At 68.9% G+C, this 16647-nt stretch carries 15 protein-coding genes; 8 read left to right on the top strand and 7 right to left on the bottom strand.

Annotated elements, in window-relative coordinates; all coding sequences use genetic code 11:
* Window positions 1–67: 67 nt before the first annotated feature.
* Window positions 68–1099, bottom strand: a complete 1032-nt coding sequence (locus MRBLWH13_RS03020) for a S66 peptidase family protein (RefSeq protein ID WP_341956842.1) — start codon at window positions 1097–1099, stop codon at window positions 68–70.
* A 93-nt stretch (window positions 1100–1192) separates the two neighbouring features.
* On the opposite strand from MRBLWH13_RS03020, the gene MRBLWH13_RS03015 reads away from it, so the two are divergent.
* Together MRBLWH13_RS03015 and MRBLWH13_RS03010 are read left to right on the top strand one after the other, a co-directional pair.
* Window positions 1193–1399, top strand: coding sequence for an AsnC family protein (locus MRBLWH13_RS03015; protein WP_341956841.1), 207 nt, complete (start codon window positions 1193–1195; stop codon window positions 1397–1399).
* A gap of 80 nt (window positions 1400–1479) precedes the next feature.
* The gene (locus MRBLWH13_RS03010; RefSeq protein WP_341956840.1) at window positions 1480–3363 is read left to right on the top strand and encodes an ABC transporter ATP-binding protein; all 1884 of its coding nucleotides are present in this window, start codon (window positions 1480–1482) and stop codon (window positions 3361–3363) included.
* A 153-nt stretch (window positions 3364–3516) separates the two neighbouring features.
* Here MRBLWH13_RS03010 and MRBLWH13_RS03005 read toward each other — a convergent pair whose 3' ends face one another.
* Complete coding sequence (locus tag MRBLWH13_RS03005) at window positions 3517–5379, bottom strand: phosphoenolpyruvate carboxykinase (GTP) (protein WP_341956839.1); 1863 nt, start codon at window positions 5377–5379, stop codon at window positions 3517–3519.
* Window positions 5380–5488: 109 nt separating this feature from the next.
* Between MRBLWH13_RS03005 and MRBLWH13_RS03000 the strand changes: the two genes are divergently transcribed.
* A complete protein-coding gene (locus tag MRBLWH13_RS03000; protein ID WP_341956838.1) occupies window positions 5489–6931 on the top strand; it encodes a helix-turn-helix domain-containing protein in 1443 nt (480 codons plus the stop codon).
* Window positions 6932–6952: 21 nt separating this feature from the next.
* Here the strand turns inward: MRBLWH13_RS03000 and MRBLWH13_RS02995 are convergent, their stop codons facing one another.
* Together MRBLWH13_RS02995 and MRBLWH13_RS02990 are read right to left on the bottom strand one after the other, a co-directional pair.
* On the bottom strand, window positions 6953–7999 hold the full coding sequence (locus MRBLWH13_RS02995) for a winged helix DNA-binding domain-containing protein (RefSeq protein WP_341956837.1): 1047 nt from the start codon (window positions 7997–7999) through the stop codon (window positions 6953–6955).
* Between the two features lie 36 nt (window positions 8000–8035).
* Complete coding sequence (locus tag MRBLWH13_RS02990) at window positions 8036–9484, bottom strand: glyceraldehyde-3-phosphate dehydrogenase (RefSeq protein ID WP_341956836.1); 1449 nt, start codon at window positions 9482–9484, stop codon at window positions 8036–8038.
* Between the two features lie 212 nt (window positions 9485–9696).
* Between MRBLWH13_RS02990 and MRBLWH13_RS02985 the strand changes: the two genes are divergently transcribed.
* Complete coding sequence (locus MRBLWH13_RS02985) at window positions 9697–10068, top strand: multidrug efflux SMR transporter (RefSeq protein ID WP_341956835.1); 372 nt, start codon at window positions 9697–9699, stop codon at window positions 10066–10068.
* Window positions 10065–10388 (top strand): SMR family transporter, encoded by a 324-nt coding sequence (locus MRBLWH13_RS02980; protein WP_341956834.1) that lies wholly within the window; start codon window positions 10065–10067, stop codon window positions 10386–10388. The genes MRBLWH13_RS02985 and MRBLWH13_RS02980 overlap by 4 nt, the downstream gene beginning before the upstream one ends.
* A 43-nt stretch (window positions 10389–10431) precedes the next feature.
* Here MRBLWH13_RS02980 and MRBLWH13_RS02975 read toward each other — a convergent pair whose 3' ends face one another.
* Window positions 10432–10962 (bottom strand): hypothetical protein, encoded by a 531-nt coding sequence (locus MRBLWH13_RS02975; RefSeq protein WP_341956833.1) that lies wholly within the window; start codon window positions 10960–10962, stop codon window positions 10432–10434.
* Window positions 10963–11028: 66 nt separating this feature from the next.
* On the opposite strand from MRBLWH13_RS02975, the gene MRBLWH13_RS02970 reads away from it, so the two are divergent.
* Both MRBLWH13_RS02970 and MRBLWH13_RS02965 read left to right on the top strand, forming a co-directional pair.
* On the top strand, window positions 11029–11613 hold the full coding sequence (locus MRBLWH13_RS02970) for a TetR/AcrR family transcriptional regulator (RefSeq protein ID WP_341956832.1): 585 nt from the start codon (window positions 11029–11031) through the stop codon (window positions 11611–11613).
* A 144-nt stretch (window positions 11614–11757) separates the two neighbouring features.
* A complete protein-coding gene (locus MRBLWH13_RS02965; protein WP_341956831.1) occupies window positions 11758–13737 on the top strand; it encodes a primary-amine oxidase in 1980 nt (659 codons plus the stop codon).
* Between the two features lie 70 nt (window positions 13738–13807).
* On the opposite strand, the gene murQ is transcribed toward MRBLWH13_RS02965, so the two are convergent.
* Complete coding sequence (gene murQ / locus MRBLWH13_RS02960; protein ID WP_341956830.1) at window positions 13808–14743, bottom strand: N-acetylmuramic acid 6-phosphate etherase; 936 nt, start codon at window positions 14741–14743, stop codon at window positions 13808–13810.
* The gene (locus MRBLWH13_RS02955; RefSeq protein ID WP_341956829.1) at window positions 14733–15710 is read right to left on the bottom strand and encodes a BadF/BadG/BcrA/BcrD ATPase family protein; all 978 of its coding nucleotides are present in this window, start codon (window positions 15708–15710) and stop codon (window positions 14733–14735) included. Before MRBLWH13_RS02955 ends, murQ begins: the two co-directional genes overlap by 11 nt.
* A 75-nt stretch (window positions 15711–15785) precedes the next feature.
* On the opposite strand from MRBLWH13_RS02955, the gene MRBLWH13_RS02950 reads away from it, so the two are divergent.
* On the top strand, window positions 15786–16640 hold the full coding sequence (locus tag MRBLWH13_RS02950) for a MurR/RpiR family transcriptional regulator (protein ID WP_341956828.1): 855 nt from the start codon (window positions 15786–15788) through the stop codon (window positions 16638–16640).
* Window positions 16641–16647 lie beyond the last annotated feature (7 nt).

Below are 16647 nucleotides of genomic sequence, written 5' to 3'. Positions count from 1 at the left end.
CTCACGCGAAAGGGCGGCACCTCCTCGGGGGTACCGCCCTTTCGGGTGCTCGGGGTGGTCGTCGGGCTCAGTAGGAGGCGGTGACCGTCCGCGTCGCCCCGTCGAGCACCATCGTCCCCCCGTAGGGAACGATCCACTGGGGCCGCGTGTGACCGAACGGTACGCCCACGCAGACGACCGCGTCGGGGTTATACCGCGAGACCGTCTCGATGACGGCGTCTCGCTGCGCCGCGCGAAGCGCATCGGCCTCTGCCGGCGACGGAAGGAATTCGAAGTCGCTCACCGGCGGACGCGCGACGACCACGCCCGCGACGGCATCGAGGATCCCGCGCTCTCCCAACCCGCGGATCCAGCGTGCCACCCAGCTCGCCGGGGGACGCTCCTCGCTGGTCTCCAGCAGCAGGATCCCGCCGCGCAGGTCGTATGTCGTGGGCAGCCGGTCTGCGAGCGCGAGCGCGTCGATGCTCTCGAGGCACCCGCCCCACGTGCGTCCCTCGACGCGCGATGCCGGCCCGGCCCAGGCCCACTCATCGGTCGAGATCCGGTCGCCGTACTCGGTGAGCGATAGGGGGTCTGTCCAGCGCCTTCCCACGTCCTCCGACTCGCCTGGCTCGGTGATCTCGATCGTGCCGCCGTCGAGCAGCGCAGCGCGCAGTGAGCGCAGATGCACGTCGTCGACCGCCGGCCCCGGCCCCAGGTGCACCGCCGTGGACCCTCCGTAGTAGCCGCGGATGCCGAGCCCCCACAGCCAGTTGAGGATATTGGTGTTGTCGCTGTAGCCCAGGAACGGCTTGGGATCGGCCTGAGCGAGTGCGGCCTCGAGGTGCGGCACCACCAGGATCTGGTCATCGCCCCCGATCGTCGCGAGGATCGCGCGGATGCCGGGGTCGGCGAAGGCCGCGTTGACGTCGGTGGCCCGGGCTTCAGGGCTCGCGTCGAGCTGCCTGGTGGTCGGATACTCCACCGGGATCAGTCCGGTCAGCTGCTCGAGTCGTCGGAGAGCCTGCTCGTGGATCTCAGGCGCGACCGCAGGAGCGGCGAAGGCGGGCGACAGGACGGCGACTCGGTCGCCGGGGACAGGTTTCGATGCGGACAGCATCGGTCCAGTCTCGCATCGCACACGCCGCGAGATCCGTCAATTCATGTTGACATCTCCCGCAGCGTCAACCAATATTGACGCAGGAGGTTCACGATGACCATGAAGACCGCGATCGCCCATGATGACGGCGGCGAGCCGCTCTCCGAGCTCCACCGCCTCGCGGCACTCCGCACCGAGCTCGCCCGCTCTGAGGAGACCCAAGTGCGCCGCGCGCGCAACCTCGGGTACTCGTGGCAGGCGATCGCGAGCGCACTCGGCGTGACCAAGCAGGCGGCGCACCGCCGATTCGGCAAGCGCTGAGGCGCATACAGCCCATCCACAGAATTCGGCCCTGCACGAAGTACGGTCGAACCACCCCCCCTTTCAGAACGAGGTTCCGCATGTCCAGCACGGCGACATCACGCCGACGCGGACGCGGCGCGCATCACGACGGTCCGCGCGCCACCTTCCGCCAGCTCCTCCCCTTCCTGTTCGAGCACAAGCGCACGCTCATCGTCGTCGCTGTGCTCAGCGTGTTCGGAGCGGCCACGTCGCTCGCACAGCCCCTGCTGGTCGGCCAGCTCATCGAGACCGTGCAGTCCGATCAGGGTCTCGGCATCCTCGTCTGGGCCCTCGTCGGTCTCGTGATCGTGTCGTCGATCATCTCGGGCTACCAGCACTATCTGCTGCAGCGCACCGGCACCGCGGTCGTGTACTCCAGCAGACGCAAGCTGATCTCCCGCATCCTGCACCTGCCGATCAGCGAGTTCGACGCCCGTCGCACCGGCGACCTGGTCTCGCGTGTCGGGACCGACACCACGCTGCTGTACGCCGTGCTCACCCAGGGGCTGGCGGATGCCGTCGGCAGCGCGATCCTGTTCCTCGGCGCGCTGATCGCGATGCTCGTGATCGACCCCGTGCTGCTGCTGCTGATCGTCGTCGTGATCGGCGCCTCGGTCGTCGTCGTCACAGCGCTCAGCGGCCGCATCCGCACGGCATCCACCGCGCAGCAGGAGAAGGTCGGAGAACTCGCCTCCGGCGTCGAGCGCGCCGTGAGCTCGATCCGCACCGTGCGCGCCTCAGGGGCGACCGAACGCGAGACCCAGACGGTGTCCGTCCTCGCCTCCGAGGCCTACGGCATCGGCGTGCGCATCGCGAAGATCTCGTCGCTCGTGGTTCCGATCGCCGGAGTGGCGCTGCAGGTCTCGCTCCTCGTCGTCCTCGGCGTGGGCGGCCTCAGGGTCGCCGCGGGCACCATCACGATCGCGTCGCTGATCACGTTCATCCTGTTCCTGTTCATGCTCGTGATGCCGCTCGCGACCACGTTCGGAGCGATCACCTCTGTGAACCAGGCGCTCGGAGCACTCGGCCGCATCCAGGAGGTGCTGAACCTGCCGGTCGAGACCGAGCACGACGCCGAGATCGCCGCCTCCTTCCCTCGCGACGAGGCGGACCCTCACGCCCCCGCGATCGAATTCCGCGACGTCCGCTTCCGCTACCCCGAGAACGTGGTCGCGGCACGGCTGGCCGCGGCGAAGGAGGCGCAGACGCTACTCGCCGACGCTCACCTCGAGCCGACCGACGACCCGGCCGCCCCGGCTGAGCGCGAGGTCCTGCGCGGAGTCTCGTTCGGCGTACCCCGCGGCGCGCGCGTCGCACTCGTCGGCCCCAGTGGAGCAGGCAAGAGCACGATCCTGTCTCTCGTCGAGCGTTTCTACGATCCGACGGGCGGATCGATCCGTCTCTACGGCCACGACTCGCGCACCTATCCGCGCGACGAGCTGCGCGCGCAGTTCGGCTATGTCGAGCAGGACGCCCCCACGCTCGCCGGAACCCTCGGCGACAACCTGCGCCTCGCCTCGCCGAACGCCTCGGACGAGGCCTGCCGGCGAGTGCTGCGCGCCGTGAACCTGGGCGACGTGCTCGAACGCGACCCTCTGGGCCTCGAGGCCCCCGTCGGCGAGGACGGCGTGATGCTCTCGGGCGGAGAGCGTCAGCGCCTGGCGATCGCCCGCGCGCTGCTCACCGATGCGCCGATCCTGTTGCTCGACGAGTCGACGTCGTCTCTCGACGGCGTGAACGAGCAGCGCATGCGCGAGGCGATCGATGCGGTCTCCACCGACCGCACGCTGATCGTGATCGCGCACCGGCTGTCGACCGTCATCGACAGCGACCTCATCGTGGTGCTGCAGGACGGCGCTGTCGTCGGCCAGGGCACACATTCCGAGCTGATCGAGTCGACGCCGCTCTACCGCGACCTCGCACGCCACCAGCTGCTCGCCTGAACGGGGTCAACGCCCCAGAGAAATGCGCGAAGGCGGGATGTCAGAGACCACTCAGCCATGGGTTCGCCTCAGCCATCCCGCCTTCGCGGTCTGGGGGTAGGGGGATCTGGGGTCATAGAGCGCCGGCTCCCCCGAACCGGCGCCCGGTCTGTGTCAGGCCTTGTCGAGCCTGTAGCGCAGCGACGCCAGCTCGGCGCGGAGCGCGGCCGGAACCTTGTCACCGAAAGTGTCGTAGAACTCCTCGGTGAGGTCGGCCTCGGTCTTCCACGCCTCGGTGTCGACCGAGAACAACTCGTCGAGATCAGCCTCGGGAACATCGATGCCGTCGAGGTTGAGGTCCGAGACGAGAGGCAGGCGACCGATCGGGCTGTCGACGGTGGACACCTCACCGGAGATGCGGCGGATGATCCAGTCGACGACGCGCGAGTTGTCGCCGAACCCGGGCCACAGGAACCGGCCGTCGGAGCCCCGACGGAACCAGTTGACCTGGAAGATGCGGGGTGCGCGATCGAACCGCAGACCTCGTCCGACCGTCAGCCAGTGGCCGAAGTAGTCGGCCATGTTGTAGCCGCAGAACGGGAGCATCGCGAACGGATCGCGGCGCAGCTCGCCGACTTTGCCCTCGGCCGCGGCCGTGCGCTCCGACGAGATGTTCGACCCGAGGAACACGCCGTGCGTCCAGTCGGTCGCCTCGACGACCAGTGGAACGTTGGTCGCCCGGCGTCCGCCGAAGAGGATGACGTCGAGCGGCACCGCCTCCTCCCAGTCCTCGGAGATCTGCGGGCACTGCGCGGCCGAGACGGTGAAGCGCGAGTTCGGGTGTGCGGCGGGGCGGTCGGAGTCCGGCGTCCAGTCGTTGCCCTCCCAGTCGACGAGGTGCGCGGGCGCCTGATCGGTCAGGCCCTCCCACCACACGTCTCCGTCGGGGCGCAGCGCGACGTTCGTGAAGATCGTGTTGCCCCACAGCGTCTCGACGGCCGTCACGTTGGTCGACTCGCCGGTTCCCGGCGCGACGCCGAAGAAGCCGGCCTCGGGGTTGATCGCCCAGAGGCGGCCGTCCTCACCCGGACGGATCCACGCGATGTCGTCGCCGAGCGTCTCGACGCGCCAGCCGGGGATGGTCGGTCGCAGCATGGCGAGATTCGTCTTGCCGCACGCCGAGGGGAATGCCGCAGCGACGTGGTAGGCCTTGCCCGCAGGGTCGATCACGCGGATGAGCAGCATGTGCTCGGCGAGCCAGCCTTCGTCGCGGGCGATCACCGAGGCGATGCGCAGCGCGAAGCACTTCTTGGCGAGGATCGCGTTGCCACCGTAGCCGGAACCGAACGAGTAGACCTCGAGAGTCTCGGGAAAGTGCACGATGTATTTGTCGTCGTTGCACGGCCATTCGACGTCGGCCTCACCCGCGGCGAGCGGGGCCCCGACAGAGTGGACCGTCTTCACCCACGGCGCTCCGTCGGCGATCTGACGCGTGACGGCATCGCCGACACGGGTCATGATGCCGATGGAGGCGACGGCGTAGGCGCTGTCCGTGACCTGGACTCCGATGTGCGAGAGCGGGCCTCCGACGGGACCCATCGAGAACGGGACGACGAACATCGTGCGACCGCGCATCGACCCCTCGAAGATCTCGGTCATCTTCTCGCGCATCTCGGCGGGCGGCGCCCAGTTGTTGGTGGGCCCTGCATCCTCTTCGCTCTCCGACGAGATGAAGGTACGGCCCTCGGTGCGGGCCACGTCGCTGGGGTGCGAGCGGGCGAGGTACGAGCCGGGGCGCCACTCCGGGTTGAGCTTGATGAGCTTGCCCTCGTCGACGAGGCCTCGCAGCAGCCAGTCGTTCTCGGCACGCGAACCGTCGACCCAGTGGATCGAGGCGGGTTGTGTGAGGGTGGCGATCTCATGGACCCATGCGGAGAGCTCGGCCATCGCAGGGGTGTCATACGTCGGAGCCGTCCCGAAGGTGCGCACCGGTGCGACGGATGCGGCTCGGGGGGTGAAGACTTCGGCGATCGCCATGACTACTCCTTTGAAGTGAGGGGCGTTTGTCCCATCTTCTTCCGCTCCGAGGGTGACTTTCGGTCATTCATGCCATTAAGAATCGTCTTTCTTTCGCTAAGATCAAGGAATGGCTCCTTCCGGCATCCACCTCGCGACTCTCGGTCACCGCATCAGGCATCACCGCCTCGAGAAGGGGTTCACGCTCGATGAGCTCGGCGCACTCGTCGGGGTCGCGGGATCGCAGCTGAGCCTGATCGAGAACGGCAAGCGCGAGCCGAAGCTGTCGCTGCTCCAGGCCATCGCGCAGGCCACCGACACTCAGGTCACGGATCTCATCTCGGGCGAGCCGCCGAACCGCCGGGCCGCGTTGGAGATCGAGCTCGAACGCGCGCAGGAGAGCCCGGTGTTCCGCCAGCTCGGTGTCGCGCCCGTGCGCGTCACCAAGGGAATGAGCGATGAGACGATCGAATCCATGCTCGGTCTGCATCGTGAGCTGCAGCGACGAGAACGTGAGGCGATCGCGACACCCGAAGAGGCGCGACGGGCCAACACCGAGCTTCGGCTGCGCATGCGCGCGCAGCACAACTACCTCGGGGACATCGAGAGACTCGCCGAGAAGCAGCTCCGCTCGGCCGGACACGTGCAGGGTGCGCTCACGCACCGCACCGTGAGCATCATGGCCGAGAAGCTCGGTTTCGAGCTGATCTATGTCAACGACCTGCCGCACTCGACCAGGTCGGTGACCGATCTCGAGAACGGCCGCATCTACCTGCCGCCGGCGTCGATCCCCGGTGGACACGGCCTCCGGTCGATGGCCCTGCAGGCCATGGCGCACCGCCTGCTCGGACACACCCCTCCCACCGATTACGCCGACTTCCTGCAGCAGCGACTCGAGATCAACTACTTCGCCGCATCCTGCCTGATGCCCGAGACGGCATCCGTGGCTTTCCTGCAGCAGGCCAAGAAGGACCGCAACCTCGCTGTGGAGGACTTCCGCGACGCGTTCGGCGTCACGCACGAGGCCGCGGGCATGCGCATGACGAACCTGCTCACGCAGCACCTGGGCATGTCGCTGCACTTCCTCCGCGTCGACGGCACCGGCGCGATCACACGGGTGTACGAGAACGACGACCTCCCCCTGCCCATGGATGTCACCGGCGCCGTGGAGGGTCAGCGCGTATGCCGGAAGTTCCAGGCGCGGGCGGCATTCACCCAGCAGAACCGCACGAACGAGCACCACCAGTACACCGACACGCCCTCCGGCACCTTCTGGTGCTCCACCCAGACCGGCGCCGCGACCGACGGCGAGTTCTCGATCACGGTGGGCGTGCCCTTCGATGACGCCCGCTGGTGGCGCGGACGCGAGACGACGGACCGCGCCGTATCGACGTGTCCTGATGAGGCCTGCTGCCGGCGCCCCTCGGCCGATCTCACCGAGCGCTGGAACGGCAAGGCCTGGCCGAGCGCGCGCGTGCACACGCATATGTTCTCGCCGCTCCCCCGCGGCGCCTTCCCGGGTGTCGACGACAACGAGGTCTACAACTTCCTCGGGCGACACGCGAGCGAGTGACCTGAGCCGCGGCAGACCGGATCAGCCGTCGAGGAAGCGCGTGAATCGGGCGAGAGCGCTGCGCACCGCTTCGTCGTCGGCGTCCGCCACGAAGAGTTCGGGGGCCGAGCCGAGTGAGGCACTCGCGTGCGTCCAGCATCCGATCACCCGGCCGTCGGCGATGATCGTCGCCCGCACCATGCCGTTCTTGCCCGGTCCGACCAACGCGAGATGCTCGGGCGCGCAGACCGCCGTGCGGTCGGCATACGAGATGTAGTACTCGTCGAAGGCTCCGAGCGCGAGCACGTCGGCGACGGGGGACGAGCGACGGGGGCGAGCGCCCGACACGAACAGGCCCTCCTCGATCTCGACCACCCTGCCCGCGGCTCTGTCGCGCGCTTCTCGTGACTGGCCGAGCGTGAGCCCCGACCACCAGGCGAAGTCGGCGACCCCGACCGGCCCGTGCCCGTCGACGTAGCGAACGAAGAGCTCTGCGAGTGGGTCGTCCGGCGCCGCATGCTCGGGTATGTGCTGTTCGACGAGCACGAAGCGCTGCTCGCGGCTCACCCGCTCTCGAGTGACGACCGGTCCCTGGCAGATCAGGCCGTCGAGGGTCAGTTCGCTCAGCAGGTGGATGCCGCACTGCCCGCCCGGGTCGATGCCGATACCGGAGAAGACCTCGAACATCTCGGTGCGCGTGAGGCCGCCGTCGCTCAGCCGCGGGACCACGGCAGCCACGGCGGCGTCGACCATCGTCCGGTCGATCCCGAGATCGCGTCGCCTTCCTGCCGCCTGCTGGCGCTGTCGGTCGCCGGTCACCGACAGCACCCAGCGCAGATCGCGGGCCGGGATGATGTGCAGGGTTCCGCGCATCGTCCACGCGCGCACCAGCTCCCCCCGGTCGAAGGCGCGATCGACCACGCTCAGCGTCGGCCCGTTGCGTGTGCGCGCCGCGAGAGCCCAGCGTCCGGCGGTGAAGTCCTGGCTCTGCACCGCGAGCATGTGCGCCGCGGCGTCGGACACCGCGCGTGCGGGTGCCGTGAGTCGATGCGAGCGCAGACGCTCGGACAGCAGTGATGCGGACGTCATGCCCTCATCATGCCGGGCAGGACCGACGTCGTGCACTCATCCGTGCAGTGTGACCTCACGACGCTCCGGGAGCACGACGGGGTGCGACCCCGCCATGACCTCGAGCACCCGGATCACCTGGCAGGAGTATCCGTACTCGTTGTCGTACCAGACGTAGAGAACGATGTCGGTGCCGTTCGCGATGGTCGCGAGCCCGTCGACGATCCCGGCGCGATGCGATCCGACGAAGTCCGTCGAGACCACCTCAGGGCTCTCGACGTAATCGATCTGCTGACGCAGCTTCGAGTGCAGCGAGACACGGCGAAGGTAGTCGTTGAGCTCGTCCTTGACCGCGGGGCGCTCGAGGCTCAGGTGCAGCACGGCCAGCGAGACGTCGGGAGTGGGCACGCGGATCGCGGATCCGGTGAGCTTGCCCTCGAGTTCGGGGAGAGCCCGTGCGACGGCCTTCGCGGCTCCGGTCTCGGTGATCACCATGTTCAGCACCGCGGAGCGACCCCGCCTGTCACCGCTGTGGAAGTTGTCGATCAGGTTCTGATCGTTGGTGAACGAGTGCACCGTCTCGACGTGACCGCGCACGATGCCGTACGCCTCGTCGATCGCCTTGAGCACGGGCGTGATCGCGTTCGTGGTGCACGACGCCGCGGTGACGATTCGGTCGTCGGGTTCGATCGTGCCGTCGTTGATGCCGTGCACGATGTTCTTCAATGCCCCCTTGCCCGGGGCTGTGAGCAGCACTCGTGCGACACCCGTGGATTCGAGGTGGCGGCTGAGCCCTGCCTCGTCGCGCCAGCGCCCGGTGTTGTCGACGACGATCGCGTCGTGGATGTCGTATGCCGTGTAGTCGATCGTCGAGGGGTCGTCGGAGTAGATGACCTGGATGCGGGTGCCGTTCGCGATGATCTGCTCGGCGTCTTCGTCGACGGTGACGGACCCGGCGAACCGGCCGTGCACCGAGTCTCGCAGCAGCAGCGAGGCGCGCTTGACGAGGTCGTTGTCCGAGCCGCGTCGCACGACGATCGCTCGCAGGCGCAGACCGCTGCCCCCGCCGTTGTGGGCGATCAGGATGCGCGCGAGCAGCCGGCCGATGCGGCCGAAACCGTAGAGCACGACGTCGGTGGGAGCCGCGGCGACTGCGCCGACAGCGGGCGCGAGCGCCTCGGCCAGGTAGGCGTCGAGCGGCAGGTCGCTGTCACCGTGCCCTGCGACGAGGCGGGCGAGGTCGAGAGAGGAAGCGCCGGGTGCGAGCTCGTGGACGCCCTCGAGTACCGCGAGGGTCTCATCGACCTCGAGTCGTTCGTGCCCGAGCTGCGCGACCCGGTCGTGCACTTCGACGATGCCCGTGGCGGAGAGCCCCAGCAGTCGGTGTCCGTGCAGCGAGGTGACCACGTCACGTTCGCGTTTGAGTGCGCCGATGAGCGGGATCATCCGCTCGGCCAGCTCTTCTCTCGCCGTCCAGTCGTCGTGGGGTGCGGCGGTAACGTTCATCTGCGTCCTTGCATGTGTGAGCGCGCCGAGGTCGCCGGCGCGCGAGATGGCCGGGTGTGCTTCGGGGGATGCATCCAGGGTACGCGCCGTGCGCGAGGGTTCTGAAATCGCGGCCTCCCGCCCGTCGTTCACCGACGAGACAGGGAATCGTGCGAGCATCCGACGCGTTCTCTCCCACGCATCCCCGCGCACACCTCGTCGAAAGGCCCCCGATGACAGATCGCCCTCGCCGATCGGCCTGGCCCCCGCTGCTGCTCGCGATCGTGCTCGAGGTCAGCGCCACTCTGTCGTTGCGCGCCGCTGAGGGGTTCGCCCATCCGCTCTGGCTGATCCCGGTCGTGATCGGCTACGCGGGGTCGTTGTGGCTGCTGTCGATCGTGCTGGATCGCGGGATGCCGGTGGGCGTGGCCTACGGCATCTGGTCGGCCATCGGCGTCGTGCTCACCGCGATCATGGGCACGGCGCTCTTCGGCGAGCTGCTCGGACCGGTGCAGATCATCGGGATCGGGGCGATCGTCGTAGGGGTGCTGCTCGTCGAACTCGGATCCCACACGCGCGAGGCACCGGCCGAGGTGGCGTCATGACCTGGGTGCTCCTCGCCCTCGCGATCGCGAGCGAGGTGACCGCCACTCTCAGCCTGCGCGCATCCGAAGGTCTCCGTCGCAGGCGGTGGATCCCGGTGATCGTCGTCGGCTACCTCGCCGCGTTCACCTTGCTCGGCACGATCCTCGCGATGGGGATGCCTGTGGGCGTCGCCTACGGCGTGTGGGCCGCCGCCGGTGTCGCGATCACGGCGATCCTCGGCCGCGCGATCTTCAAGGACCACTTCTCGGTGCTGATGGCGATCGGCGTCGCGCTGATCGCCCTGGGGGTGGTGCTGATCGAGTTCGGTGGAACGCACTGAGCCACCGTCCTCCCCCGCCTGCCTCGAGGTCGGCGATGACGATTCAGAACCCCACCGCCATGACCGCGACGCCGGCCGCCATCGCCCAGGACTCGACGGTGAGCAGTCGCGCGGTCCGGCCGCGATGCGCCGGTTCGACAAGCCACTCCGCCGCTACCGTCCAGAGCACGACGCCGATGACACCGACGATCGTGAGGCCCGAGAGGAGTCCATCCGCCCCGTGCCCGCCGTGGCCCGTGCCACCCGCGACCGCTTCACCTGTCGACGCGCCGTCGAAAGCGCAGAGGGCCATGACGAGCGACACCAGCGCCCGATGACAGCACGACGCCGCAGAAGGAGTGCCACGCACACCGACGGTGCCGAGCATCGCCGAGAGCAGCAGCACTGCACCGAGCACCAGGGCGGTCCCCACGCCGCCGCCGACGCCCGCGATCACGATCATCGCCGCCGCCATGACCAGCGAGCTCTGCCTCCCCTGCCAGGGCACCGCACGCCAGGCGGCCACGCAGGCCGCGGCCGAGACGACGGCGGCAAGAGCCGTCAGCCACGAACCTGCGGGGATGATGTGATCCACGACTCGGATTATATTGATCACTCGCTCAAAATAGCTAGGCCCGCTGCGATACGGCAGGATGGGCTGGTGCCCCGCGTCGTAGATCACGATGAGCGCCGACGGCAGATCGCCGAGGCGCTGCTCGCCGTGGCAGCACGCGACGGACACGAGGCGGTGTCGTCTCGCGCCGTGGCCAAAGAGCTCGGCGTGGCGACGGGGTCGCTCTGGCATTACTTCGACGGATTCGACGACGTCGTGCGCGCCGCGGCGGCCGAGATCACCCGCCGCACCGACGAGCGGATCAGGTCGGCGACCACCGGGCTGCGCGGGCTCGACAGACTCGACGCCCTGATGCGCGAGGTCCTTCCCGTCGATGACGGCACGCGTACCGAGGCCCACGTGGTGGTCGGCTTCTGGGGCCGCCTCGCCGCACTCGCCTCCAGCCCGGATGCCGGCTCGCCGACATTCGCCACCTGGCAGGACGGCATCAGCGAGTCCCTCGATGAAGCCGTCGCCGACGGCGAGCTGTCGCCCGCGACGCCGAAGCACGCGCTCATGTCGCTGCTGCGTTCGATCACCTACGGGCAGCAGGTGCTCGAGGTCACCGAGCCCCACGGCGCCGAAGCGCACCTCGCAGTGCTCGACAGCATCCTCTCCCCCTGGCGCGCCTGAGCATTCGCCTCCGCCCGCAGCCGGCCACCCGCTCGTCTCGCACCGGAATCCTCTTGCCGACGCTCTTGTGCGCGTCGACCCCATCGGCGTACCATCTTGCCAACCCGTTTATTGAGCACTCGCTCGAAATAGTGAGGTACGACGATGTCCCACCCCCAGCCCGTCACGATCGACCGGATCGCCACACCGCACCCGCTCGACCCGCTCACCGGCGACGAGATCGCCGCGGCCCGAGCCGTGCTCGAGTCCGCCGGCCTGCTCGGCGAGACCGTGCGTGTGCCGATGCTCCTGCCGGACGAGCCCACCAAGCAGGAGCTCGCTACGTGGAAGCCCGGCGCGCCCATCGACCGACGCATCGACGCCACGCTGCTCGACATGGCGACGGGCACCGCGACCGAGGTCATCGTCTCGATCACCCGCGGCGAGGTTCTTCGCACCGAGCGAGTGCCGAACGATGCCCCGCCGTACGGACAACCGCAGTACCTGTTCGAGGAGTACGGCCGTGCCGAGGAGATCGTCAAGGCATCCCCCGAATGGCAGGCCGCGATGACGCGGCGCGGTCTCGCAGAGCACATGGAGCTCGCCTTCTGCGGGCCCCTCGCGCCGGGATACACCGGCCGGGCAGACGAGGTGGGGCGCCGAGTGATCCGCTCGCTCACCTTCCTGAAGTACGACGAGAACGACTCACCCTGGGCGCATCCGGTCGAAGGCCTCGTGGTGCACATCGATCTGACCGCGGGCAGCGTGATCCGTATCGACGACGAGGGCGACGTGCCGGTGCCCGCCGGCCACGGCAACTACTACCCCGAGGTGCAGGGCGCGGCGCGGACGACCCTCAAGCCGATCGAGATCACGCAGCCGGAGGGACCGAGCTTCGCGGTCACCGGTTCCCTCGTCGAGTGGGAGAACTGGTCGATGCGAGTGAGCTTCAACGCCCGCGAGGGACTCGTGCTGCACGACGTCGCCTTCGACGGCCGGTCGGTGCTCAGCCGGGCGAGCGTGCCCGAGATGGTCGTGCCATACGGCGACACCGCTCCGGGCCGATTCTGGATCAGCTACTTCGACGCCGGCGAGTACCTGCTCGGCAAGAACGCGAACCATCTCGAGCTGGGCTGCGACTGCCTGGGGGTGATCCGCTACCTCGACGGCTACGTCGCCGACGACCACGGCAACCCCGTGCGCATCCCGAATGTCGTCTGCATGCACGAGGAGGACTACGGAATCCTCTGGAAGCACACCGACCTCGCCGGGCGCTCGGACGTTCGCCGCTCGCGCCGTTTCGTGATCTCGTACTTCTCGACGATCGGCAACTACGACTACGGCTTCTACTGGAACTTCTCGCTCGACGGCTCGATCGAGGTCGTGGCTAAGGCGACCGGCATCGTGTTCGCCGGAGCCGGCGAGCCCGGCGTGCGGCAGAAGCACGCGACCGAGCTCGCGCCCGGCGTGTTCGCCCCCGTGCATCAGCACCTGTTCTGCGCTCGACTCGACGTCGCGATCGACGGCGACGAGAACCGTCTCTTCGAGATCGACGCGCAGCGCATCCCGATGGGTCCGGACAATCCGTTCGGCAACGCGTTCACCTGGTCCGAGACGCAGCTCCGCACGGAGCTCGAGGCCCAGCGCGAGGCCGACACCTCGGTCGCACGCGCCTGGGAGGTGCAGAGCACGACCCGCACGAACCACGTCGGACGCCCTACCGCGTACCACCTGATCCCCGAGCCGACGGCGCTGCTGATGGCGGATCCCGCGTCGTCCGTCGCGGCGCGCGCGACGTTCGCGACCAAGCATCTGTGGGCGACGCAGCACGAGCAGGGGCAGAACTGGCCGGCCGGTCGGTACCCCAACGCGCACCAGGGCGGATCCGGTCTGCCCGAGTACTCGGCCGGTGACCGCTCGCTCGACGGCGAGGACATCGTGCTGTGGCACACGTTCGGACTGACCCACTTCCCCCGCACCGAGGATTGGCCGATCATGCCCGTCGACTATGCCGGGTTCCGGTTCACGCCGAACGGCTTCCTCGACCAGAACCCCGCCATGGACGTGCCCCCGTCATCTCAGGCGCACGGCTCGACAGCGCCCGGATGCTGCGGTGGTGGCGGATCCTGCACCTGCGACCATTGACCCGAGCCCGGGTGCGCGGCGTCGCTCTCGTCGGGCGCTCCCCGGCGGAAGCACGCATCGAGGGTGCCCCTCACGAGAGCTCGGCGATCGCGACGCGCAGGACGCCGTCCGCATCACGGAGTGCCTGAGCCGAGCGATCCGCCGGTGCCCCGGTCGACAGCATCAGGATCGCGAGCTTGACCGACCCGTCCGCCGAGACCAGGGCGGCGGCGGCCTCCTCGACCGTGGAACCGGTGAGTTCGGTGACCGTGCGGATCGAACGAGCGTGAAGCTTCTCGTTCGTCGCGAGCAGGTCGACCATCACCCCGCGATGCGTCTTGCCGAGCTTGATCATCGACAGCGTGGTCAGCATGTTCACGACGAGCTTCTGCGCCGTTCCCGACTTCAGACGCGTCGAGCCCGAGATGAACTCGGGGCCCGTGACCACCTCGATTGCGATGTCCGCCTCCGCGCCGATGTCGGACGCCGCGTTCGAGGCGATCGCTACGGTGAGCGCGCCGACACCACGGGCGAACTCCAGCCCTCCCACGACATACGGTGTGCGCCCGGAGGCGGAGATCCCGACGACCGTGTCGCGCTCGGTCAGCCCGATCTCACGCAGTGACAGGCCCGCGGCCTCGGCGTCGTCCTCGGCGTTCTCGACCGCGGATCGGATGGCCGTCTCGCCTCCGGCGATGAGCCCGACGACCATCGACGGATCCGTGCCGAAGGTGGGAGGGCACTCGCTGGCGTCGAGCACCCCTATGCGTCCGGCTGTACCGGCACCGATGTAGATCAGGCGTCCTCCTTCGCGGAAGCGCGCCGTGATGCCGTCGACGGCAGCAGCGATCTCGCCGCTGCATTCGGCGACCGCTTCAGGGACGCGGCGGTCCTCGGCGTTCATCCGGTTCACGAGTTCGATCGTGTCGAGCAGGTCGAGATCGCCGCGCTCGGGCGAGGATGCTTCGGTTCCGAGCGTCGACAGCACGTCGAGGAGGTCGTTCAATCTGGAGGGGTCATTCGGCACGGTGGACGAACCTTTCATGGGGAAGATCGGTGCGCTCGGCGAGCAGGAGTGCGCCGTCGAGAGCGTCACCCGCGGGCGGCACGACGTCGCGCCCGCCCGAACACAGGGCGGCCTCGAGACCCGCGCGGAACCAGAGGTGGTCGGTCAGTCCGCCATGCAGCGCGACCGGACGAGACGCGGGGCCGGCCGCGACGGCCGAGGCGACGAGAAGACGGATGCCCTCGGCGACGATCTCACCGGCGGTGCGATCACCCGATTCCGCAGCGTCGAGCACGAGGGGCGCGAGTGTCGCGAGGCGTCGTGCGAGCGGAGCGGTGCTCGCCAGCCACGCAGGAATCGCCGACGGGGTACCCACCGGACTCTTCACGGCATCGGTCAGCACCGTCGACGGCCCCAGATCGACGGAGGCTCGCAGCACCGCGCGCAGCGCCTCTCGCCCGAGCCAGGAGCCGCTGCCGAGGTCACCGAGCTCGGGCCCCCAGCCGTCGACGAGCCTGGCACCCTCACGGCGGTCGACCCCATCGCCATCGCTGTCGGCGCCGTCTTCCGCGCCGAGGCCGAGCGCCGCGGCTCCTGTACCGGCGATGAGGAGCACCCCGGGCGACCCGCCGAGCGCGCCGGCGTGAGCCGACACCACGTCAGACGTCACGACTACCGGTGCGTGGAGCTCGGCGCGGAGTCGCCGGGCGAGCGCGGCTGCCGCAGTCGGCGCCGTCCACGCACCGGCCGCGCCGATCGACACGGCGGCGACCGACTGATCGAGATGAGCGCTCAGCGGAAGAATGGCCTCGAGCGCGGCGTCCACGCCGTCGGAGGACGCGAGACCGGGCGCTCCGACACCGTCGTAGAGGGGGCGGCGAGGACCCTGCCCCTTCTGGTCCGCAGCATGAGCGCTCGGTTCGAAGAGCACTGCGCGGCACCGCGACTTGCCGAGATCGACGGCGATGACGGCGCGCGGAGAAGGCATGGAAATAGTCTACGCATGTAGAGACAGTCATGAAAGAATTGTTCAGACCGGGACCAGCCTCGACGCAGGAGAGCAATGAGCATCCAGACGACGATCGCCACGGCGGCCGAGACGCTGCCACCGTCGCTCGCCCGCATCGCCCGCACGATCTCCGATGATCCGCGCATCGTCGTCGACAGCACGATCACCGAGATCGCGTCCGTGTGCGCCACCTCGGTCGCCTCCGTCGTACGTTTCTGTCGAGCGATCGGCGTGAACGGCTATGCGGCTCTCCGGATGGCCCTGGCCACCGAACTCGGCCGGGAGTCCGCGCAGTTCCCCGCCTCGTCGGGGTTCGGCTCGGAGATCTCCTCGGCGGACTCGCTCCGCGAGGCCACCGCCAAGGTCGCCGCGCTCGAGCTCCTGTCGATCGAGGAGACGATCGCCGGCCTCGACTACGACGTGCTCGCAGCCGCCGTCGACGCGGTAGACGAGGCCGATCGCATCCTGCTCTTCGGCATCGGTGCGAGCGGTCTGGTCGCGGCGGACCTCGGCCACAAGCTGCTGCGCATCGGGCATACCGCGATCGTCCTCACCGACGCGCACGAGGCGAGCGCAGCGGCCGCGCTCGGAGCCAGGAAGACGGTCGCGATCGCCTTCTCCCACTCGGGCACGACGCGCGAGACGCTGCACTTCGTGCAGACGGCACGATCCGCGGCGAGCACCACGATCGGCATCACCGGAGCATCCGATTCCCCGATCGCGGCCGAGGTCGACCATTCGCTGCTCAGCCACGCCCGCGAACCGCGCTTCCGGGCGGGCGCCATGGTCAGCAGGATCGCCCAGCTCGCTCTGGTCGACTGCCTGTTCGTGGGCGTGGCCCAGAAACGCCACGCCCACTCCGTGCACGCGTTGCAGCGCACGGCCGAGGCCACGCAGACGCTGCGTTGACGCGCGG

This window comes from Microbacterium sp. LWH13-1.2 (assembly GCF_038397735.1).
Lineage (GTDB): Bacteria > Actinomycetota > Actinomycetes > Actinomycetales > Microbacteriaceae > Microbacterium.
Note: the sequence above shows the minus strand (reverse complement) of the source record. Positions and strands in the feature narration are given on the sequence as shown.